The following is a 21,788-nucleotide window of genomic DNA, read 5'->3' as shown; positions in this document are numbered from 1 at the left end:
GTTACTAAAATTGAGCCCGAACTACGATGTTCCACGCCAATGCTGACACTCGATTGCCGATAGGGTGACACTAAGGGCTATGTTCTGTGAGAGAAACGACATGGCAGTCTTCTGCTTTATGAAAATCAGTTGTCGTTTCCTACAAAAATCTCAATCCGATCGACATTCCCGCTAGCATCCAGTACAGCAATTTGGTGCTTACCACTTCCCGGAAATAGTGCCAGGTTTTCGTTTCCGAGGGTTTCGCCCTTGGGCTCACCGTTTAGGAACCAATAGCGCTTTCCCTGTCCGCCAATCGCGCTCAGAGTTAAACGCGGAAGTGGGGCATTTTTGCCGGTAGGTCGATACTGGTTACCATCTCCAGCTCCGATAATCTTTAGTGGAGTCCCTGTTGTTGCAGTCGGGGTGTAACACTCGGGAGCCGTCGGAGGAATTTGTTGGGCCCGGGTCTGGTTTTCAGGTAGCCAGGATTCCAGTTCTTTTGGCCAAAGGGCTAAGCTATGCCTTTGAGTAGAAGAATCCATACAACTGGGCTTTACCCGCATACCTTGCCGGTTTGCAAAGAAACTAAAGGTTTGTGCTGCCCGCAGAGGCTCACCTTGCGGCGATAGTGTTCTGGGTGTGCGCCCTTGGATTAACCAGGCGTTGTGTTGCAGATGGCAGTGGCTGGTTTGTGTGAGCGTCTTCTGGCCCCCAAGCGGCCAACAAATAGTCTCTTGAGTTACTAAGTCGGGCTTTTTCAGGTGCTGTTGTTTGTTGTCTGGTAATGCGGCGATAACTGCGTTCAACAGAGGTGTGGCGCTAATGGAGCCATAGTAACCGGGTAGGGGAGTGCCATCCGGTCGGCCTACCCAAATGCCGACGGTGTAGCCGGGAGTTACGCCAATCGCCCAGGCATCCCGGTAGCCGTAGCTGGTGCCTGTCTTCCAGGCGATATCTGCCTTGTTTTGCCGCACCAGATTGCGCCAACGGCGGGAACCTCCGCGATTGGAAGCGAGCATTTCAAATGTAATCCAAGCTGCCTCAGGAGACATCAGATGCCTTTCACGTACGGGCTCCTCGGGTAAATAGCGGGGAGCTGCAGTCTGGCCTCCCCGTGCCAGTGCGGCATAAATGCCTGCCAGCTGGTCAAGACGAGCACCTACTCCCCCCAAAATCATGGCCAAACTGGGTCTACCGCCACTGGGAAACTCTAGTGCTAGTCCGGCATTTTCCAGGGCTGCGGCCAATCGACCGGGGCCGTAATGTTCCAGTAGCTGAACTGCAGGAACATTGAGAGATTTCTGAAGGGCGGCGGTGGCGGTGACAGGGCCGGCGAAGCCTCGATGGAAATTCTCAGGGCGGTAATCGCCGTATATACGGGGCGCATCGCTGAGCAGGGAGGCGCTGTGGATCAGGTCCTTATCAATGGCAAGTCCGTACAAAAAGGGCTTGAGCGTAGAGCCCGGTGAGCGCACAGCCCCGGCCATATCGACATAGCCATAGCGGCGTCTGTTACCAAAATGAGAAGCTCCTACGTAGGCGCGCACGGATAAATCGGAATTCTCCAAAACTACAACAGCTGCAGATGTTTTGGCTGGATAGCTATCCATATGATCGCGCAGAAAATCTTCCAATCCGCGCTGGATGTTGCCGTCGATTGTGGTGCGAATAACTTCTTGATCGCTGATGGTATTCACCAGCCTGCGGGCTAGGTGCGGGGCGTTTTGTGGGAATTCCAAGCGTTCCGCATAGACCTGCTCAAGTTGAGCGCGCTCAACATCCTTTGCGCTCCAGACGGTAAATGACTGCAGTCTATCCAGAACTTTGTCCCGGGCTTTTTGTGCCTTTAGAGGATGCCGATCTGGCCGCAGGCGGCTCGGAGCCTGAGGCAGTACAGCTAGCAGTGCAGCTTCCGCATGGGTAAGGTCGGAGGCTGATTTACGCAGGTATAGACGGCTGGCTGCTTCCACGCCTTCAATATTGCCGCCGTAAGGTGCGAGGTTCAGGTACAGATCGAGAATTTCATTCTTGCTGAAGTGCCACTCCAATTGCAATGCACGCAATATCTGCTTGGTTTTGCCCAGCAGAGTTTTGCGGTGTGGGTCCAGTAGTCGCGCTACCTGCATGGTGAGAGTGGAACCGCCGGAAACGACTCGTCCATTGCGAAGGTATTGGACTGAAGCTCGCAATAGGGCTAGCGGATTTACTCCGGGGTGCCGATAAAAGTGTCGGTCTTCGTAGGTGAGAAGAGCTTCGATAAAGCGCGGTGATACATTTTCCCGAGATATTGGGTATCTCCAAACTCCGCGACTGTCGGCAAAGAAACGTAGTGGTTTGCCGTAACGATCTGCAACGACCCGTGCAAAATCTTGAGTTTCGGGAAGAGGTGGAGGGAAAGCAAAGTCGAGCAGTAGCAGTACCGCTGTGAGGGCGGCGGGCGCAAGCAGCAGTGCGCGAACTCTGCGACTGCTGCTTTGCCAGGCTCTCCGGATAGTGGCCAACAGCTTCACTGTTTACCGATTACCCGCAATTGCGTTAGGGGATTTTCACCGATAGCGAAGCGTTCCGGTTTGTACATATCCTCTACGTAGGGTGGGGGCACCTGATAGTTGCCTGGGGTTACTGCGCGGGCGATATAGAAGAGATTGGTGGTTTTGTATCTCAGCTGATCCAGTGCCGCCACAAAGCGGTCATCGCGATATTCAGTGTGTTGGATATTGTCCTGGGTGTCCTGCCACTGGGCAATACTTTTGCCATCGAACTCGAGTTCATCCACTTTGACACTGTCGGCCAGGTTTTGATTCTCCAGCTCAAAACCTGCGGGCAATAGGTCCACTGCAAGTAGGTCGGGCAGGCGTTGGTCCGCATCAATTTGCAAACGCACCAGGTAAAGCTCGCCCTCACGAACTTGATTGGGAATGACTTCCGTGCCATCCAAATTGTGGTAGCTGCGTTTAATTCTGACACCTTTATCCATCTCCGCCTCAGGTGACTTCTTGCTGTAACCATTGATAGTGATTGCTGCATAGAGCTTTTCTATCTGTGCAGTTACCTCAAGTGCGCTGGCGGCTTCGCGCCCGCGGAATAATGCGCTGTGCGGGTTATCGCTATTGAGCTCGCGCAAGCCATCAATACTGGCCAAAGTCGCAGACCAGTTTGCGCTGCTATTGAGTTGCAACTGTGCTCCAGCCATAAACACACTATTGCGCTCCTGGGTGCTGAGATATTGGCGACCGTGGAGAAGATCGGCCAGCTCGAACACCAGGGATTCCGTTTTATCACCTGCGAAATTGTGCTCTAGGAGCAGGGAGATCATTTGGGCCGTATCCCGTAGGTCTGACCCATAATCGCCATAGTAGCTGCGGCGTTTGCGCTCGATTTTAAGCGCTTTTTGCAGGGCCTCCTGGGCCAGGGTGGCATCGCCCATGGTGTGCAAAGCGATTGCCATATGCAGGATTGGTAAGGGAGATTGGGTCAGGCTCGAGCCGCTTTCATAAAGGGTACGCAGTTGCCCGAGAGACACTTTCTGTACTCGTGAGAGCACATAGGCTGCGTAAGCTCTTGCGGCATAAGCATAGAAATCGGGACTATAGCTATAGCGTTGCTGATAGAAAGCACCGCGCTCACGGGCGTAATCCTGCAGGCGCTTGAGTGCGGATTCCAGGCGGTTATCGTCAAATACGATTCCCTGGTCCCGGGCCCGCAATATAAGATCGACTACATAGGCGGTTAGCCACTGGCTTTCGGAAGACTCGGAACTCCATAGGCCAAAGCTGCCGTTCCCTTTTTGCATGCTGAAAATGCGTTCAATACCTGCGTCGATACGTTCGGCCCGATCATTCTCATCCAGAGGTTCAAGGCCCAGTTTTTGCTGTCGTTGCGGCGTTGCCATGACTAGCGGGAAGGTCCGGCTGGAGGTTTGTTCCAGGCAGCCGTAGGGGTATTGCAGCAGGTTAGATAGGTGATCCTGTAACTGGAGTTGCGGTCGGCTGTCCAGGGATACCAGGGTTTGAACGGTTCCAGGCATTAGGGAATCCAGGAAGCTGCTATCGACACTGAAGCTCTCGCCCTGGGACAGGAGTCTGCGCTGGTTGCGTGTGGTTGCCGGCCAAGCGGGGCGCACGCCCAGGCGCCACTGCTGTTCGATATCGATATCATTTCCATCTTTATCGGCGGCACCCTGCACGACCAGTTTGAACTCTGCATCTCCGGTGGCATCTTTGGCGGTGATTGGGAAGCGCAAAGTTTTGCGTTCACCATCCGCCAGTTCCAGCAACCGCTCACCCATTTCCAAATCTACCGCGCCCACTGATTGCATATTTACAGTGAGTTTTTGGGAGCGGCCACTTAAGTTATTGAGGTCAAGGGCCAGTGTGCTGCTATCACCAGGGGCCATAAAGCGAGGCAAGGCGGCTTGGGTGACAACCGGTGAGGCGACTGTTACTTCTCCGTCGGTGCTACCGAATCGGTCTTTGCTGAAAGAAACCGCCATCAGGCGTAGCTGTCCGTTAAACTCCGGTAATTGTAGCGCGACCTTTGCTTGGCCCTGAGTATCAAATTCAACGGGTCCTGAGAATAAAGATACTATTTGAACGTCGGAGTTGGGCTCGTCGCCGCCTCGGGCCAGTTCCGCATCGCCGCCAAAACGTTGCTCCACCAGTTTGCCACTGTTGGATTCAATAATGCGATGATAAATATCCCTTACATCCACACCGTAACGGCGCTGGCCAAAAAAGGCCTCGAAGGGATCCGGGGTTTTGAAGCGGGTGATATTGAGTACACCGACATCGACGGCGGCCAGGGTGGCCCAGGCTTTGCTTCCGTTTTGTTCGATAGAATTTTCGTCGGCAGAAATGGTAACTTCAATTTCCGAGCCGGGCAGGGCATTCGTGGGCGCTTCGAGTGAAATGGGCAGGCGCCGAGGATCGCGATCCAGGGGCAGGTGGGCGAGACCAAAAGCGCGATTGGGGGCGATACGCTCATTCTTGTCCGCAGGGCGCAGAGCAGTAACAGAAATATAGGTGTCGTGGCGATCCCACTCAGGAGAGATTGGGATTTCGATATTGGTGCCCGACTTTTCTACAGGTAGTCGTTTGGACCACAATAGTTGGTCGCTCTCCACCAACACCAACGCCTCTCCGTCAGCGGGCGGTACTATGGTGAGTTGCGCCAGATCTCCAGAAGAGTACCTTGGTTTATCCAGTGACAGGGCCACGGTATCTGGACGCGCAGCCTGGCCTTTGGCTACTTGGTCCTTACGCCACCAGTAATACCAGTCCCGGCCGGCGTGGAAGCGTAAGCTGCTGGTTGCCCCCGTATTGGTATCAGTGACTTCTAAGCGGTAGTGGCCATGTTCCACTGGGACTGTGAGCTTCAGTGGTTGCTCTTCGGTGAATTGGAGCTGGCGACTGAAAGTTTCAAATTCAGCACTTGAGTATTCATAGTGCCAGCCCCGATTTGAAGAGTACTCCCAAAAGTACTGGCGGTCTTCGGAAATTAACACCGCTTTGAGATCCCGTCCGATAACAGGCTCGCCCTGTGCGTCGGCAACCACTATTTCAAATTCAGGCCTGCTGTTGGCCGATGGGTTTTCCTCTCCAAAATTTGGGCGAATACCTACCACCGGGTGTGTGGGCCATACCAGGACTGGATGTTGGCGAGTTACCGGGCGGCCGCCGGATTCGAACAGGCTGGAAACCAAGTTGATTTTCAGCGGGCTCTTTGCTCGTTTCCAACGGGAGCGCAAGGTCAGATTGCTCAACCCTTCCTCATTGAGCTCAATCGTTGGGGCATGAAACTGTCGCGTGGGCAAAGATTCATTAGTGTTCCCAAATACGAACCCTTTCCACTGGGGGAAGGGCTCGCGATAGTGGCTAATTTGCACCAGAGTTTCCAGGCGGTTCTTTGCCGCTGGCGCACCATAGAGATAACTACCTTCTACTTGAAGTTCGAAAGATTCTTTATGGCCCTCTACCAGACTGCGCTCTTCACCGTCTTGCAAAACCAGCTTCATTCGCTCTGGCAAGAATTCTTCTACCTTAAATGGATATTTCACTTTGCGCCCATCGGCTAGCTCAACATCCAGGCGCCAGTCACCGGTAGGTGCATTTTGTGGAAGTGGAATAAGCTTTTCGTAGTATCCGGGCGCGCTGGCGTGCCATGTGAATGCGCGCGCGCTGGTATTGTCCGGCTTTATGAGTTCTGCCTTGATCGGCAGGTCTTTGATATAGCGACCATCATAATTGCGCAGCAGCCCGCTCACCTGGATCGATTCATTGGGGCGATACAGATCTCGCGGGCCATACATGAAAAACTCCATCGGTCTCGAAGGGCGCTGGCCCAACTGAAAATCCGAAAGGTCCAATGCAGGTTCACGCAGGTCGAGTATGGAGAAGTGACCGGTATCAGGATCTCTTGCGATGAAGAAGCGCTGTGAGTCTTCCTGTTCCTGCGTCAGAGCAAAGCGCACCTGGCCGTCTTGGTCGGTTGTGTATTGCTGGATTAGCTCCCCTTTGTTGTTGAGCAGCTCAACCTCAATGCCCTTAAGAGCCTGCCCTTCATCCAGAGATGAAACATAGAGGTCAACACTGTTTGGATAGTACCTCGCATGAAGGCCTAAGTTGGAGATGGAGAAGTGGGTGACATCATAGAGGTTAGTGTCATACACGCCTGCCGGCTGCATAACTGCGACATAGATTCCTGGTTGTTGCAGGGGCTTTATATGCCCGATAGAGAGGTCGAAATCTCGCTGGACGTATTTCTCCTTGGTGAGATCGAACTGGGCACTATAGACAAAATCGGCCACTTGATTGAGGGACTTTAAGCGATAGTAGTATTTTAGTGACTGGCTTTTGATCAGCCTGAAGAACTCGGAATAATGCTCAGGTTTCACTCTATGGAAGTGAATCTGTGCAGCCTCAACACTGACTGCAGTAACAGGTAGGCCGGGAGTTACCGTCGTGGGAAAAATACTTCCATTGCTGGCAAAGCTGATACTGGGCTCAATCCGTCGGGTGCGAATCCTCTCCTGTTTCTCTTCCTGTAACTCCAAGCCGTTTTCGCCGGGCAGACCCGGGAGCACGGTGAGTTTATAGCGAGTATCTGGTTCAATATGAGGAAAATAGAGAATTTTCTGGTTATCGGAGAGAACCCAACCACCATCTACACGCTCGCCATCGTCACGGGATAGATTCAAGTAGGAGCCAAAATGGGCATTGCCCAGCAAAGGTTCAGAAAAGATAACTGCGATGGCCCTTGCATCTTTAAATGTCCGCTCCCCAATGTGGAGGACCTTTAGGAAGTGATCCCCGGAGATTTGAGTGCTGGCATTGACTGTGACTTGTGAAGGGGTAGCATCATTCTCTGTCAGATCAGTAGAATTTCTTTCAGAAGTGCGCTGGGCTTCATCAGCTTTCGAGATTGCTTCACTAGAAGAGGCCGCTTCTTTTTTATGCACTTTCTCAGTGGGGCTGAGAGCTTGTGCCTGGTTGTTACCCTCTTCAACGCTCCCGCCTTCCGCAAGCTTGGGGGTGTCAGCGAGTTTCTTCTCTGACTTTTCTTGTGAGCAAGCCATAGCAATAAGACAAAGAAGAATGACCGCAATCCAGCGTGGTGAGCGGTGAAGGGACATGGGTATTTCCTTATAGAATCCATTTAACGGCGCACAATTTAGTCCGTCTTTAAATATGTCTCAAGTTTCCTCCATAGTTTCCGTGCTCGGTATCTATTCCTGATGCAAGTGTGTACCAATAGTGAGGTGGGGATTACTGATGGCTGGAAAATAAATTTATAGAATGATGGGATGGCAATTAGGTGGCTTAGGGAGTAAGCGACCTTCCTGTTCTATGGTGCCAGGTTGAGGCGTGTAGTTTATTCGATAATCACTAGTTCAATTGAATCTAGCCGAAGTAACGTTGTATTACTACACCTATGTTGGCTTCTTTTTACGTTTAAATAGCTTAATCCAGAAGATTCCTTCAAAGATAATGCCAAGAGCAAGGAAGATTACTCTGATCCTACCCATCAACGATGGACACTCTCTTAAGCGATAAACTACGCAGCAGAGGTGCTCTATGACAAGATCAAATAAACCAACCAAAACCACTCGTAAACAATACTCAGAGGAGTATAGGAAGGATGCCCTAGCACTGGCGCTCAAGGTCGGGGTAAGCGTTGCCGCTAAACAGCTTGGATTGCATCCTTCCCAGATTTACGGATGGCGAAGTAAGTCTAAGTTACATCAGAGCCGAGGGGATGCGGAGAGAGAGCTGGCCACAGAAAATGCTCGACTTAAGCGGCAGCTGGCTGAGCAGGCAGAGGAGCTGGCGATCTTAAAAAAGGCCGCAGCGTACTTTGCAAAGAGCCTGAAATGAGGTACGCCTTCATGCAAAAGCACAGGCATGAATTCAGCATCAAAGCGATGGCCAAGGTATTGGGCGTATCTCGCAGTGGCTTTTATAACTGGGTTTCAAGATCGGCTGACCAATCCAAGCACCAGCAGTACCGAATGCAGCTCGATAGCTTGGTACAGCAGCGCTTTATAGCCAGCAAAGAACGTAGCGGCGCCCCTCGTCTGACGAAGGAGTTGGCCAGTGAGGGGAGTAAATATAATCAGAAAACAATTGCTGCCAGCATGCGTCGACAGGGCCTACGGGCTAAAGCAGGCAGGAGGTATAAAGCCACAACCTACTCAAAACATGGTCTGCCAGTAGCTCCAAATTTGCTTGAGCAGAACTTTAATGCTGAAGCGCCGAATCAGAAATGGGCTGGGGATATTACCTACCTACGAACGGAAGAAGGTTGGTTATATCTGGCTGTAGTGATAGACCTATATAGTCGGCTGATTATTGGTTGGGCGATGTCAGAAACGATGACGGCTACATTGGTCTGTGACGCCCTTCAAATGGCTTTATGGCGACGTAAGAAACCTACGAATGTTATCGTGCATACTGACAGGGGAAGCCAGTATTGTTCTAAAGATTATCAATCTTTAATTACAGCGTATGATCTGCGGTGCAGCATGAGCGCCAAAGGTAATTGCTATGATAATGCTTGTGCAGAAACGTTCTTCCACTCACTTAAGGTAGAAGCAATCCATGGTAACCGCTTTCCTACAAGGTGCCTCATGCGAGAAACCGTATTTGAGTATATAGAGATAGACTACAATCGAAATCGCTTACACAGCGCCAATGGCTATCTCAGCCCTGAGGCGTTTGAGGAACAACTAGTCGCTTAGTGGTGTGTTCGTTGTTGATGGGTAGGATCACTCCTCCCACAGGGACTCCGAAAGCGTAGCAGGCAATCGCCGCAAATAAAAATAGCAGTGCGGTGGCAATTCTTTTCACTTTGATATTCCTTTGTTATGCCTCAGTACTAGCCTAAGCTTGTCCTACTTCAAAGACTATACTGAATACCGGACTTAAACCCAACATAAATAATGCCCAAGCATAGAACTGTAGAACAGAAAGCTAAAGGCAGATAGAGTTTGTGATGGCCGTGCCTGACCCTGTAAATCGTCACCACTATCAGCGAACTTAAGGCCAAAAGTGCCGATAAGCCTAGAGCCATTAAGATGACTTGAACTTCAGTAATGCCATCATTTCCGGCAGCTAGCGTCGGTTCTATATACTTGGGGCCGTTTTTCCCGGCAGTTGTTACAGCGGAGACACTTCTGGCTAAAAGAAGTTCGTTACCATTAAGCCCTCGCCAGTACTCCATAATGGAAATAAGAGTTGCTATTGAACTTGCTATAAGGCAAAGGCTGATTTTTGAAGCGGTAGCCATGATGCTTGAAGTTGGGGGCATACAGAATGTCTTATTTTGTCTTTCTATTGATCTTGCTTAGCCAGAGTGTGATTAGTAAGCAGGCAGTGAATGTAGGTATGAAAACGACTAAAGCTTGAAACATCAATATGGAGGCCTGGATCTTCAGAATTTCACCTTCACCAAAAGAGTTATCGTAAATGTAATGTGCAGCCAGAGTGTAACTTAGGCTGACTAATATAGAAGTAATCAGTGATCTTAGAATCATTGTTTTAGTTAACTATGATAACTCAGCTTGGATGGTCTTTAAGGGTAAACTAAACCTGTATAAGATTTCTAAGGAAATTGTTAATGGATTCTTGTAGTTCATAATCCTCTGTACTGACAGAATAGATACGTGCTTTATGGGCAAATTTCAAGGCTTTATCTTGATTGTTTAGTCTCAAAAAACATTCAGCCATTTCCAGGGCAATTGAAGCTGAATACAAAGGGAGATCTAATTTTATGGAGCAGTTAAGTCCCTGGGTGTATGCCTGTATTGCATCCTCACAGCTTTCTGAAAAATCACCCAGAGCCTCCCACTGTAGGGGATGGTCTAGCTCGCCTCCGGCATATTTTGCGCATAGTCTCTCTAGCGAGTTGAGGGAGTCTTGGCACCCAGCTTTATCCCCAGAGGCGGATTTATTGACTATCTCAAGTGCGAGTCCATGTACATCATCGTAAAGTGGTGTAATCATTTAGAAATTATACCCAAGAGCTGAAACATAAAAAATATCGATATAACAGTGGGTACTTATTGGCAAGACGAGTCTTCTGTAGATCGTTGCCAGATATTAGAGGTTTCGACTTCGCAAGTTTAAGCACGTACTCACCAAGCGGTGACTGGTATTGCTGTGAAGAGATCACAGATAGCGGCCGAGGTTTTTTATGAAGAGCCTCAGACCAGCTAGTCACCCTTACTCTTTCATATGTACTATCTTACTGTTAGGTGGGGTTATTTGAGGTAGCCTGTGAAAGTACTGATTGTTGGGGCTGGGCCCACGGGCCTTACAACAGCGGTCGAGCTTGCTCGGCGAGGGCTACTGCCAAGAATTGTGGACCGCCGGGATAGCGCGTCAACCCTTAGTCGAGCAGTGGGAGTTACTTCTCGCAGCCTTGAGTTGCTTTCTCACTCTGGCGTTTCTGAAAAGTTGATTGCTGAGGGGATCGCTGTTCAGAGCGCATGCATTTACCTAAATACGCATTTAGCACTAGAGTTCCCCCTTCATTCCGATCGGACTTATTTCCCCGCCATTCTTGGACTTCCTCAAGACAGAACTGAAGCTCTCATGGCTCAGGTTTTATTTGGTATGGGAGTCGAAGTTGAATATAGGAAAGAACTCAAAACCCTTACCGAGGAAAAGAGTGGGGTAGTGGCTTTTTTTGATAATGGTGAAGAGGAGCAATTTGACCTGGTCGTAGGAGCGGATGGTATTCGCAGTACTGTTCGTGAAGCTGCAGGTATCAGTTATCCTGGATTTGACTTGGAAGAAGTGTGGTCAATCGCGGATGTTGATACAGGGGATTGGCCTCCTAAAAGAAAGTTTACCTTGGTCAAAATGGAATCTGGCGTGGTCGCTGTTGCCGTGCCATTGGGAGAAGGCCGACACCGTCTGGTAGCTAGCTGTGATAATGCAATTAAAGCATTTCCGATGGCGGTGGATGTTAAGAGGGTTCGGCGGGAGGGAACCTTTAAAATCTCAATTCGGCAAGCGGAAACTTACACAAAGGGCAGGATACATCTAGCTGGGGATGCTGCCCATTGCCACTCTCCGGTTGGAGGTCGTGGTATGAACCTTGGGATAGCTGATGCAGCCGAATTGGCAAAACGGATCACTGAGGGGCAGCTCCTAGGCTACTCTGATTTGCGCCACCAAGAAGATAAAAAGGTTATTGAGGTTACTGAGCGTGGCCGGAAAATGATCACTGGACAATCTCTGAAAGCAAGATTTGAATTTCGAGCGTTAATCGCTGCCGCCAGTTCTATTCCTGCGGTGCGGAGAAAACTGGGGCAGTTTGCGGTAGAACTTTAGGGGCATTCCAACCTATTTTTTTAGTTTTACAGCTGTACCAAAAACAAGAATTTCTGAGGAGCCATCCATAATTGCACTTGTAGTAAAACGAATTCCTACCACGGCATCAGCGCCTTTTTGCCGGGCACTGTCACTTAATCTTTGAAAAGCTTTGTTTCTCGCTTCGGTCAGCATTTCCGTATAGCCTCGTATCTCTCCACCGACAATACTCTTTATACCTGCCATTAAGTCACGGCCGATATGTTTTGATTGAACAACGTTGCCCGTAACGATATCCAGTGCCTCCGATATTTCTCTTCCTGGTACTGTTTCTGTAGTTGAAAAAATCATATCACTCCCTTAATTATAATTACCTATATTTTTGGCTCTTTTGGTGATCTTACCCTAACCTGGATCCGTTATGCGAATATATTTAATTGTTTTATGGTGGTCGAATGTTTGTTTTTAGCTACCGTACCTTTTCTGGGTTTTAGCTTTTATCTTACATTAAATGAGGTAGGGTTCCGGGGTGAAAAGTGTAATGATCATATAGGCCAGTAACTTTTGATGGAATATGAGCTAAATTAAAAGCAATCCAGTAATTGCTGCAACTTTCTCTATAGTAAGTTGTCCACTTTTATTTTGGTATAATGGGGGGAATCAGTGCCCTCAATAAAGTCTCGGCTACTCAATGTAATAGCCCTTGCTGCGCAAAAGCGCGCAGTTATGACCCTAGATTAGAGAGGATTTGGTAAAATTTAGGTTAAAATTCCCTAGTGGGGTTAATGTGGGTACATAAAAGTTGCTTAAAATGTACTCCTTCATGAAGTACTTATTTCATGCTTTCTCCTTTCTTAAGGGGAGTAAGCACTGCCAATAACCAACATCTATCCACTGGTTAAATTTTCGGCCGACCTCTTTGAAATGAGCAACTTTTTCCATTCCAAACTTCTCATGAAGTGCTACGCTGCCTGCATTTGGTAGAGCTATACCGCAGATTACCGCGTGGACATTGAGTTCACTTAACTGTTTAAACAGTTCATTATAGAGCTTCGAGCCCCAGCCTTTAGAGGAATAGTTCGTGTCCAAGTACACGGTAGCCTCCACCGAATACTGGTAAGCACAGCGTCCTTTCCATTTACTGGCATAACAATAGCCAATTAAACGGCCCTCATTCTCAGCAACTAACCAGGGAAGATTGTTTTTTGAGCATTCTTCGACTCGGTCGGCGATAATTTCTGCAGAAACTGGCTCTACCTCAAAAGTGATACAGGTATTCTCCACATAGTAATTGTAGATTTTAGCAATCCCAGCAGAGTCAGAAGCTTTAACTGCTCGTATCATACTGTTGTCTCTCCCTATGTTTGATAGCATTGGCCAGAGATTGGTGGTGAACTGACTAGCCAGATACCCGCTGGCTGGCTCTGTAAAGCTTTATCAATGCTAACTTTTCTTTTTACTCTTTAGCGACTTTTCCATGGCCTTTGATTCTTCTAGTGTACGAACGGACCAATCTATTCGCTGCTGATCAGAGACTATATCAGAATCAATGTTATAAAGGCTCCAGTTTCCAGAGTCATCTTTAACAAACTGAGTGCCGTACCACTGTGGCCGACCAAGATTCATCATTAAGCGATCCCAAGTGGCCGCTTTTAGCCAATTAGCTTTATTCTTATCCTCTGCCAGGGTTGCTGCAATAGTGGCAAGAGCATGGGCCAGTCTTATATCTTCTGATTTATTACCATGCTGGAAGATAAGTGCTGCATGATAGTAGTCCTTTGACGTTCTAATATGCCCATTCTCAAGCATTTTTAAGACTTTTATCCGCCGGGTTTTGTCTTCATGATTTAGTGATTCCCAGTCAATGTCACGGTGGGGGGCAATGCGCGCGCTTTGGTCTTGGGTGAATAAATCAGTGAGCAGTTTATTTTCCTGTGCAACCTTCTCCTTTGGTATTTTATGTATTGTTACTTCATTACTGGCAATAGAATATTGGGCCGAAATGCAATATAGAATAGTAATGGCTTTTGTCGTTAAGTGTCTCATACTCAAATGTTGGGTCTCGCTTTTCGTGCGTGAAGTGTAAGATAAATGTTGTGAAATTTTGTAAGTTTCATCGCTAAAGGGCTGCTATAGCTTCTATTTCTACTAGTAAATCTGGGTGTATTAGTTTTGAAACTTCCACCAATGAACAAGCGGGTAAACTTTCTTCGTAAAATTGAAAAAGTAGCTCTCGAATGGATGTTAGACTGCCAATATCGCGAACAAAGATTGTTAGTTTGACTAAATTATTTTTTACCAGTCCCTCGCAATCAAGGATTATTGAAAGCTGGGAAAGTATTTCAGTAGTCTGAGCAATCAAGCTAGAAGATTGTACTTCGGTTTCATACGCTGTAAGGCCAGATATGTATAGGGTGTTGTTGTGCTTTGTTGCGTGTACATAAGGGCCTGCAGCTTGGGGAAGGTCTTGGTAGTTTATCCTTTCGATCATTCTATCTACTTTTGTGCTCTGTAATTGGGTGATTTACTAAATTAAAACAGGAAGATTCCAGTCTTAGTTATTACTACTAGTGGCTAGTGTGTCGGCATTGCTACTATGATTAGCTCTCATTACCCTAGTAGTTTACTTTACTCCGATAGTGTAGAAAGTAAGAAAGGGTTGTTCTGGTGTATTTTTAGGAATTTTAGATATTCATTCCCAACATTTTCAGGAGCCTCCCACTGCGGATAATGCCCAATCGTTCCCAGCTCAACAATATCCGTTGGCCGATCTATCAGTTGCCGAAATCGATCCACCATATGCTTCCCTGAAACTGGGTCTAATGAGCCATTGATTAGTAATAGGGGGCCGGGGTATTGCTTTAGGGCGTCGACCCAGCGCTGACGATGTTGGCGCCTGTCGCGCATATAACTGATTAGTTTATAGAGGAGCCGGTTGCCATTCTTATATTGGAGAATTTGCCACAGGTCTCGCAAATCTCTTTTGGTTGGTTGTGTCTCTGGTCCGAAAATGGCACTGAAGCTGCGGCAAAACTGCCGGTAACTCATCAGTTTGTTGACCAGGAAGCCTGCGGGAGAGAGCAGCAGTTTTTGTACGAAACGCGCTTGATGAGTTTCTGGAAATAGACCTCCGTTTAGCAGGCATGCTGAGGCATATCTCGTTGTACCACCGCTATTGGCTCTGGCGAGTAACTCCTGGGCAACGGTATCCCCATAGTCATGGGCCAGCAGGTGGACCTTGTTAATGTTTAAATGTTGCAGAAGAGCTTCATGTAAATCAGCTTGCCCGTGGATGCTATAGTTATGCTGCTTGGGTTTGTCTGAGTAACCGAATCCCAGCATATCCATAGCAATACAGCGATAGTGCTCTGTCAGTTGGGCCCATACCTTTTGCCAGTCATAACTACTGGTCGGAAAACCGTGAATCAAAAGCAGTACATGCTTATGTCGGCAGCTTGGGTTGCTATCGACATAGAAGAGTTGGTGGTTTTGATAATCAAAAATCTTTCCGTTTGATAACCACTGCTGAGGCTGCATTGGCTGTTCCATTTCTTATTGTTGTATTTGCTGTAAAGATTGCACGATGAGCGCGCAACCTCAAGCAGCGGCTATCAGGTGGAAAGTAATTATCCTGTTCCTTGCAATGCGTAAATCGCGGGCTTATTGATTATCTTCCATACTGAAAGCAGGGTCACCGAGGCGGTTAGGCCGATAATAAGTAGTGGTGGTAGCAGCCAGCCCCAGAGGCTGGTTTCAATACTGAACTCGCTTTGCTCAAGCCAAAGCGCCAGAGGGACTAGGACCAAGGTCGCTACAGCGATACCGATAACGACGGGAATCAGGCTATCGATCAGGGTGTGATAGAAAATCGTCGCTGGGCGGGCGCCGGTTGCCATGCGCACGCCAAGCTCAGTACGCCGCAGTTGTACACTGTAACTGAGCACTCCAAAGATACCGATGGCAGCGAGGCTGAGTGCCAGTAATGTCAGGGCGGTGGTTACCCAAACTGAGACCCGGTCATTGCTTAGGAGTAGGTCTCGCGCCTGCTCCAGGGTGAATAGCTCGGAAACCTTGTACTGCCTGTTTACTTCGGCAAACTCCCGATTTATCTCTGTGGTGCTGAGCGGTTGGTGAAGCTTATGCCTGAGTACGAGTAGGGGATAGCTCACGTTGATACCGCGCACAAATAAGCGGGCGGGTTCCTTTTTGCCGGGCAGGCTTGCGTTGCGTACTACACCGACCACTTGGTAGGGCAAGTCACCTCGCCAGTAGTAGCGATTGCCTAATACTTCTCCATCCGGCTCCAGTTGCTGGGCCAGGGTTTCGTTGACGAGCATCATGCGATTGTTATCGGAAAATTCAGCCGCATTGATATGGCGGCCAGCTATCAAAGGCATACGCAAAATGGAAAGGTAGTTTTCGTCGACCACTGTGGTCTTGGCCATCACCGGGTTTTGTCGGCTGGCATAATGACTCAGGGATGTGGTCCAGAGTGGCCGGCTGATGGAGATAGGAGTGTTTAGGCTCAGGCTGGCATTTTGTACTTTAGGGTGCTCCAGCAATCTTTGCCTGATGGCCTTCAGATAACTCTCTCGTTCGGCAGTGGGGGCACTCCTAAGATTGCCGATATTCAGAGTCATCACTTGAACGTTGTCCAAGGGGAAGCCAAAGGGCTGGTTAATCAGTCGGTTAGCTTGAAGGAAAATCTGCAAGCTGGCGACGATAAGCAAACTGGTCATCGCCACTTGGCTGCTGATGAGGATTTTGCGGATTAGAGGCGAGATCTGTACGCCAGAACCTTTGCCGCTGCTCTGCAGCATTTGATTCAGTGCGCGGTAATTAACCTGGCGACTGACTATGGCTGAGAAGAACAGGGCGAGCAGTAAGGCACACAACAGTGCAAAAACCAGTGTCTGCCAGTTTAAGGTGAGCTCTTGAATGCGAGGAATTTGTTCCGTAGCCATCACCTTTAATACTTCCGTCGATCCCAGGGCTAAAAGTAGAGAAAGTAATGCAGCCCCTAACATAAGTAGGCCGATTTCACATAGCAGGGCCAAAAAGATATGTTTTTTATGTGCGCCCAACGCGACCTGTATCGCCATATTGCGTTGTTGTTTGGCTGCGCGAGAAAGAATCAGGTTGGTAACATTGGCGCAGGCAATTAACAGAAGCACCAGTGTACCGCCCATTACCATTAAGGTTCGCGTGGCGCTGTCGCCAAGTATTTTATTGGCGAAGGGGGTGAGTCGGTATTCAACGGACCTTTCTACCGAAGAGGATCTTCCCGCTAGGGCAGCTTGATATTGGGCATCCATTAATGTGCTCAATTCATGCCCCGCACTGGCGGGGTCAATGCCCGGCTTCAGCTTTCCTGTGAGCATGCGGAAAGGCAGGAAGCCTCTCCAATTATTTCTGCGCTCTACTTGTGTATCGTTAAAGTCCCAGGGCAGCCAGACCGCCGTTTGTCGGCCCTGCTTATAGATTTGGGGTTCAATGAAGTCTTTGGCGGTGACGCCGACAATGCGAAAGTCCACCTCCCCAAATTGCAGGCTTTGCTCCAAGACATTTGGGTTGCGCCGGAACATCTGCTCCCAGGTTTGATAGCTGATAACCGCCACAGGGACTCGGCTGTCGAGCCCTTCATCGGCATTGAATTGTCTGCCCAGGGCCAGGGGTGCTCCAGCCAGCTGGAGATATTCCGGAGAGACATAGGAAACATTAACCCGTGGTGATCCGGATAAATTGCGAACCACATCTTCCCAGAAGTACACCAGGGCGCTGGACTCGAAGAAACTATCGTTCTTATAGATTTCAACCAGGGCGGGGTATTGGCTGTTGTTTTCCAGCCGCAGCTGCTTGTTCTGGTAGAGATTACCATTCACGACATACAGCCGATCTTCGTCCGGGTAGGGTAGGGGTGCGGCTAACAGTTGGTAGTTGAGATTAAACAGCGTTACCAGGGCGCCGAGAGTGATACCCAGGGTCAGAATAATAGTGGTGGCGTAGCTCCGCGCCCGATTGAGGGACTGGAGGGCAATGGACAGGTCCTTTGTGGTGATCATAGGGCCATCTCATGGGGCTCTAGTATGGGCTGCGGCGTTGAGATTTTTCCATCCAGCAGATGCAATTGACGGCTGGCCATATCTGCATAGCGAGGGTCATGGGTCACCATGCACAGGGTGGTACCTTCATTATTGAGTTGCCGCAGCATTTCCATTACTGCATCGCCATTGTGGGAATCCAGGTTGCCGGTGGGCTCGTCCACCAGTAGCAGGGATGGATTGCCAACTAGCGCGCGGGCTATGGCGATTCGCTGCTGTTGGCCACCGGATAACTGGTTAGGTTTGTGAGAGGCCCGGTGACTCATTCCCACCTTCTCCAGGCAGTGTTTCACTTTTTTGTCGGCTTCAGGCTTGGGAATGGGATTGCGGCGGTATCGCAGGGGTAGGGCGATATTGTCGTAGACAGAGAGTTCGTCAATCAGGTTAAAGGACTGGAAGATAAAGCCTACTTTCTCGTTGCGAATAGTCGCCGCCTCACTCAGCGACAATTGAGCGACTTCAATGCCTTCAATCTGATAGCTGCCGCTGGTGGGGAGGTCCAGCAGGCCGAGAATCGAGAGAAGTGTGGATTTACCGCAACCCGAGGGGCCGCAGATAGATACAAATTCCCCCTGGTAAATACTCAGGTCAACGCCCCGCAGGGCGTGAGTTTCCATTTCTTCGGTGCTGAACACCTTAGTGATCCCGGCCATATGGAGGATTGGCTTGGACATAGCGAACTCCCTGTTCTCGCTTTGGGTTTCAGGCTTTAGTCAACAATCTGGATATGCTCAGCTTCATTAAAATTGGCCATATCCGAGAGGATGATGCGGTCCGCTTCATTGAGGCCTTGGGTGATCTGGATATATCGACCTGACTCCTCGCCGAAGCTGATGGGCTGGAGTGCCGCTTCCTCCCCGTTTTCGTTAATCAGGAAGAGATTGGCCTCACTGTGCCTCTGCACATTGATAGGTCTCTCGACGAACAACGTATTTTCCATCGTGGCAGTGAATATCCGGGCATCGACGTTGAGCTGTGGCCTGGCAGACTCTGGCGCGCCCGCGCTAAAAGCAATTTCCACTTCAATATTGCCGTCCCGAACTTCAGGAGTAATACGGGTTACCATACCTTCGACCTTTTCTCTGCGGGTATCAATTTCAGCGGGCTGGCCAACCTCCAGTTGCTCTGCTTTGGATTGTGGTACTTGAACCAAAGCGAGAAGATCAGTCTCGCTGCCGATCAGCGCCAGCTCTTGCCCGGGATCGACACCTTGCCCCAGCTCTACTGGTAGTCGTTGCAGTATGCCGTTCAGGCCGGCGCGTACTGTCAGTCGGTCTGTACGTTGCTGGATACTTTGCAATTGGGTTTGGGCTTGGTTGATTTGCTCGCGCTGGATTAACTCTGATTCGACGGCGACTTTGCGCAAGTGATTGATACGCTGTTTTTGCAGGTCCACACGTTTTTTCATCTGTTCCTGGCGTAAGACGGTGGTTTGGTAGGTGAGCTGGGAAACCACTCCACTTTTTACCAGCTCGTCCTCAGCTTCGCGACGCAACTTGATCACTTGGTAATTGGAGTTCAATTCCGCGAGTATGGCTTCCTCCGCGAGAACATCGCGCTGGTTGTTCAGAACAAGCCGGCGCAGATTAGCTTCCTCTTGCTCCAGGGAGGTTTCGGCTGCATCCAGGTCGCGCATTAACTCTGGATTACTCAGCTGCATAATGATGCTATCACTTTGTACTTCTGCACCGGGACGCAACATGATTTTTTCAACATTCGCTGCGGTTAGGGCGGTAATTAAAGTCTGCTTGTCTGAACGCAGCCTACCGTAGCCATCTACCACAACTTGCAGGTCTCCCTGTTGGACGGTACCCAACATCAGCTGTTCCCGCTCTACCTTATAGGCGCTGTCAGGAAGTAACAGGAGGGTGCTGGTAAATGCCACAAAAGCAAGAGCAGCACCACCTAGCATTAAAGGGTGCTTAATCAGGGGGCGTTTCTTAGGTTTAATAATATCCATATTGCGGCATTTCCTTGGTTAAGCAATCGTTGCACGCATTTCTACTGTGAAACCTTGATGCGGGGGCGAGTTAGAGGTGGAAAATCATAACTATTTAAAACGGGTGTATTCCTGTTGGAACTCCGAGGGAGGGTGGGTTTTTATCTTGTAATTAGTACTGTCGAGCATATTTTTGTGATCAAAACTCAGGGCTTTAAAAGGGTTTTAGGTGAGGCTGAAAATGCAGGAAAATTGGTACAAGAACCAGTTGCTTGCGGTGAATGGTGGGGAAATACAGGACGGTTTGAATATTATGAGGTGGGCAGTAACTTGAGAGGTTTAACGATTACCCAATGCATTTTGAGGATAGGTTCACAAGTAAAATTGTGGAGATGTAGTGGGAATAAAGGTGTCGTGGCTTAGTGAATCCGGTAGATTGTCTAAACCACTACACCTTTAACAAAATATATTTGCAAAACGAAGAGCTTGATAAGCCATAGTGCAAATTACAGGCCGAGGGTTATCCCAGAGCTTTGACCAATAGCGCCTGTTGAAGTTGATCGTCATCAACCCCCTCTGGTCGGGGTATTTGCACGATATGCCCGGATCCCGGAGCCACATCGATAGCCTTACCTTCCGTATTCTCCATTTGCTCCAAGGGGAAGAACAAGCTACCGCTGGGAGTCATTAACTCCAATTGATCACCGCGTTCAAAGCGATTTTTAACATCAATCGTCAAATGCTCAGGACTGCCGTCAATAAGCTCGCCTACGAACTGTTGGCCCGGAGTTGATATCAACCCCTTTTCATATTGCTGGTATTCTGCTGGTGGATGGCGACGGTAGAAACCTTCCGTGTAGCCTCGGTTCGAGAGGGTTTCTAATTCGTCCATCATCTTCATGTCAAAGTCTTTTCCTGCTGCAGCATCGTCTATCGCGCGACGATAGATCTGAGCAGTACGAGCCACATAGTAGTGGGATTTGGTGCGACCTTCGATTTTTAAAGAGTGAACGCCCATTTCCGATAGGCGCTTGACGTGCTGTACGGCCCGCAGATCTTTGGAGTTCATGATGTAGGTACCGTGCTCATCTTCGTAGGCCGGCATATATTCTCCAGGGCGACCTTCTTCCTGTAGTAAAAAGGCCTGAGAAGTACTGTCACTGGCGGAGGTGGGTTGCTTGGTGGGTTCCTGGGTTTGCACATGAATCAACTCGCCAACTTCATTCTCTTTGGCTTCATGAGCTTGGTATTGCCAGCGGCAGGAGTTGGTGCAGGCGCCCTGGTTGGCATCTCTATGGGTCATATAACCGGATAGTAAGCAGCGCCCGGAATAGGCGATACAGAGCGCACCGTGGACAAAGACTTCCAGCTCCATTTCAGGCACTCTCTGGCGAATTTCTTCAATCTCATCCAGGGATAATTCCCGGGAAAGTATCACCCGAGATAACCCCTGGCGATGCCAGAACTTTACGGTCGCGTAGTTTACCGCATTGGCCTGTACGGATAGGTGAACTGGCAGATCAGGCCAACGCTCCCTTACCATCATTATCAGGCCTGGGTCGGACATAATCAGGGCGTCAGGCCCCATTTCTACAATTTCTTCCAGGTCCCGCAGGTAACTGCGAACTTTGTCGTTGTGAGCGGCGATGTTAGATGCGATATAGAACTGTTTTCCCTGCTGGTGTGCTTCTTCTATGCCTAGGCGCAGGGTTTCAATATTTTTAAATTCATTATTGCGCACACGCAAGCTGTAGCGGGGCTGGCCGGCATAAACGGCATCGGCACCATAGGCAAACGCATATCGCATATTTTTTAAAGTCCCTGCGGGGGACAGTAACTCAGGTTTAAACACGGAAAAACTCATAGTGGAATAGTCGGACGCGGCCGCATGTTAACGGTATTCAAGATCGCGCTAATTGATATAAATCAATTAGCGCTGGGGTGGGGGTGATA

At 49.3% G+C, this 21,788-nt stretch carries 16 protein-coding genes; 3 read left to right on the top strand and 13 right to left on the bottom strand.

The features are described from left to right. Nucleotides 1–125: 125 nt before the first annotated feature. Nucleotides 126–2,492: a penicillin-binding protein 1C gene (pbpC, locus tag QT397_16015; protein WNZ54395.1), complete on the bottom strand. Its 2,367-nt coding sequence runs from the start codon at nucleotides 2,490–2,492 to the stop codon at nucleotides 126–128. After that, entirely contained in the window at nucleotides 2,489–7,612 is a 5,124-nt protein-coding gene (locus QT397_16010; protein WNZ54394.1) for an alpha-2-macroglobulin, read from the bottom strand. The genes pbpC and QT397_16010 overlap by 4 nt, the downstream gene beginning before the upstream one ends. A gap of 442 nt (nucleotides 7,613–8,054) precedes the next feature. On the opposite strand from QT397_16010, the gene QT397_16005 reads away from it, so the two are divergent. Further along, a protein-coding gene (locus QT397_16005) for an IS3 family transposase (GenBank protein WNZ54393.1) occupies nucleotides 8,055–9,217 on the top strand; the annotation gives its coding sequence in 2 pieces (ribosomal slippage) (nucleotides 8,055–8,313 and nucleotides 8,313–9,217; 1,164 coding nt in all). Nucleotides 9,218–9,375: 158 nt separating this feature from the next. Here QT397_16005 and QT397_16000 read toward each other — a convergent pair. Both QT397_16000 and QT397_15995 read right to left on the bottom strand, forming a co-directional pair. Further along, entirely contained in the window at nucleotides 9,376–9,786 is a 411-nt protein-coding gene (locus QT397_16000; GenBank protein WNZ54392.1) for a hypothetical protein, read from the bottom strand. 275 nt (nucleotides 9,787–10,061) lie between these two features. Continuing rightward, nucleotides 10,062–10,481, bottom strand: a complete 420-nt coding sequence (locus QT397_15995) for a hypothetical protein (protein ID WNZ54391.1) — start codon at nucleotides 10,479–10,481, stop codon at nucleotides 10,062–10,064. 273 nt (nucleotides 10,482–10,754) lie between these two features. Between QT397_15995 and QT397_15990 the strand changes: the two genes are divergently transcribed. Next, nucleotides 10,755–11,816, top strand: a complete 1,062-nt coding sequence (locus QT397_15990; protein ID WNZ54390.1) for an FAD-dependent monooxygenase — start codon at nucleotides 10,755–10,757, stop codon at nucleotides 11,814–11,816. A 12-nt stretch (nucleotides 11,817–11,828) separates the two neighbouring features. Here QT397_15990 and QT397_15985 read toward each other — a convergent pair whose 3' ends face one another. The 8 genes from QT397_15985 to QT397_15950 all read right to left on the bottom strand — a co-directional run bounded on the left by QT397_15985 (nucleotide 11,829) and on the right by QT397_15950 (nucleotide 19,856). Next, nucleotides 11,829–12,146: a heavy metal-binding domain-containing protein gene (locus tag QT397_15985; GenBank protein WNZ54389.1), complete on the bottom strand. Its 318-nt coding sequence runs from the start codon at nucleotides 12,144–12,146 to the stop codon at nucleotides 11,829–11,831. A 486-nt stretch (nucleotides 12,147–12,632) separates the two neighbouring features. Further along, on the bottom strand, nucleotides 12,633–13,139 hold the full coding sequence (locus QT397_15980; GenBank protein WNZ54388.1) for an N-acetyltransferase family protein: 507 nt from the start codon (nucleotides 13,137–13,139) through the stop codon (nucleotides 12,633–12,635). A gap of 99 nt (nucleotides 13,140–13,238) precedes the next feature. After that, nucleotides 13,239–13,841, bottom strand: a complete 603-nt coding sequence (locus QT397_15975) for a hypothetical protein (protein ID WNZ54387.1) — start codon at nucleotides 13,839–13,841, stop codon at nucleotides 13,239–13,241. A 73-nt stretch (nucleotides 13,842–13,914) separates the two neighbouring features. Further along, a complete protein-coding gene (locus tag QT397_15970; protein WNZ54386.1) occupies nucleotides 13,915–14,286 on the bottom strand; it encodes a Rid family hydrolase in 372 nt (123 codons plus the stop codon). Nucleotides 14,287–14,423: 137 nt separating this feature from the next. Continuing rightward, nucleotides 14,424–15,332: an alpha/beta hydrolase gene (locus QT397_15965; GenBank protein WNZ54385.1), complete on the bottom strand. Its 909-nt coding sequence runs from the start codon at nucleotides 15,330–15,332 to the stop codon at nucleotides 14,424–14,426. An 89-nt stretch (nucleotides 15,333–15,421) separates the two neighbouring features. After that, nucleotides 15,422–17,857, bottom strand: coding sequence for an ABC transporter permease (locus tag QT397_15960; GenBank protein ID WNZ54384.1), 2,436 nt, complete (start codon nucleotides 17,855–17,857; stop codon nucleotides 15,422–15,424). Then, nucleotides 17,854–18,570 (bottom strand): ABC transporter ATP-binding protein, encoded by a 717-nt coding sequence (locus tag QT397_15955; GenBank protein WNZ54383.1) that lies wholly within the window; start codon nucleotides 18,568–18,570, stop codon nucleotides 17,854–17,856. The genes QT397_15960 and QT397_15955 overlap by 4 nt, the downstream gene beginning before the upstream one ends. A 35-nt stretch (nucleotides 18,571–18,605) precedes the next feature. After that, nucleotides 18,606–19,856, bottom strand: a complete 1,251-nt coding sequence (locus tag QT397_15950; protein ID WNZ54382.1) for an efflux RND transporter periplasmic adaptor subunit — start codon at nucleotides 19,854–19,856, stop codon at nucleotides 18,606–18,608. 132 nt (nucleotides 19,857–19,988) lie between these two features. Here QT397_15950 and QT397_15945 point away from each other — a divergent pair, with 132 nt between their 5' ends. Continuing rightward, nucleotides 19,989–20,258: a hypothetical protein gene (locus QT397_15945; protein WNZ54381.1), complete on the top strand. Its 270-nt coding sequence runs from the start codon at nucleotides 19,989–19,991 to the stop codon at nucleotides 20,256–20,258. A gap of 97 nt (nucleotides 20,259–20,355) precedes the next feature. Here the strand turns inward: QT397_15945 and yegQ are convergent, their stop codons facing one another. Further along, nucleotides 20,356–21,687: a tRNA 5-hydroxyuridine modification protein YegQ gene (gene yegQ / locus QT397_15940; protein ID WNZ54380.1), complete on the bottom strand. Its 1,332-nt coding sequence runs from the start codon at nucleotides 21,685–21,687 to the stop codon at nucleotides 20,356–20,358. Nucleotides 21,688–21,788: the final 101 nt, after the last annotated feature.

The organism is Microbulbifer sp. MKSA007, assembly GCA_032615215.1.
Classification (GTDB): Bacteria; Pseudomonadota; Gammaproteobacteria; order Pseudomonadales; family Cellvibrionaceae; genus Microbulbifer.
This window is presented reverse-complemented; position numbering and strand designations above follow the sequence as displayed.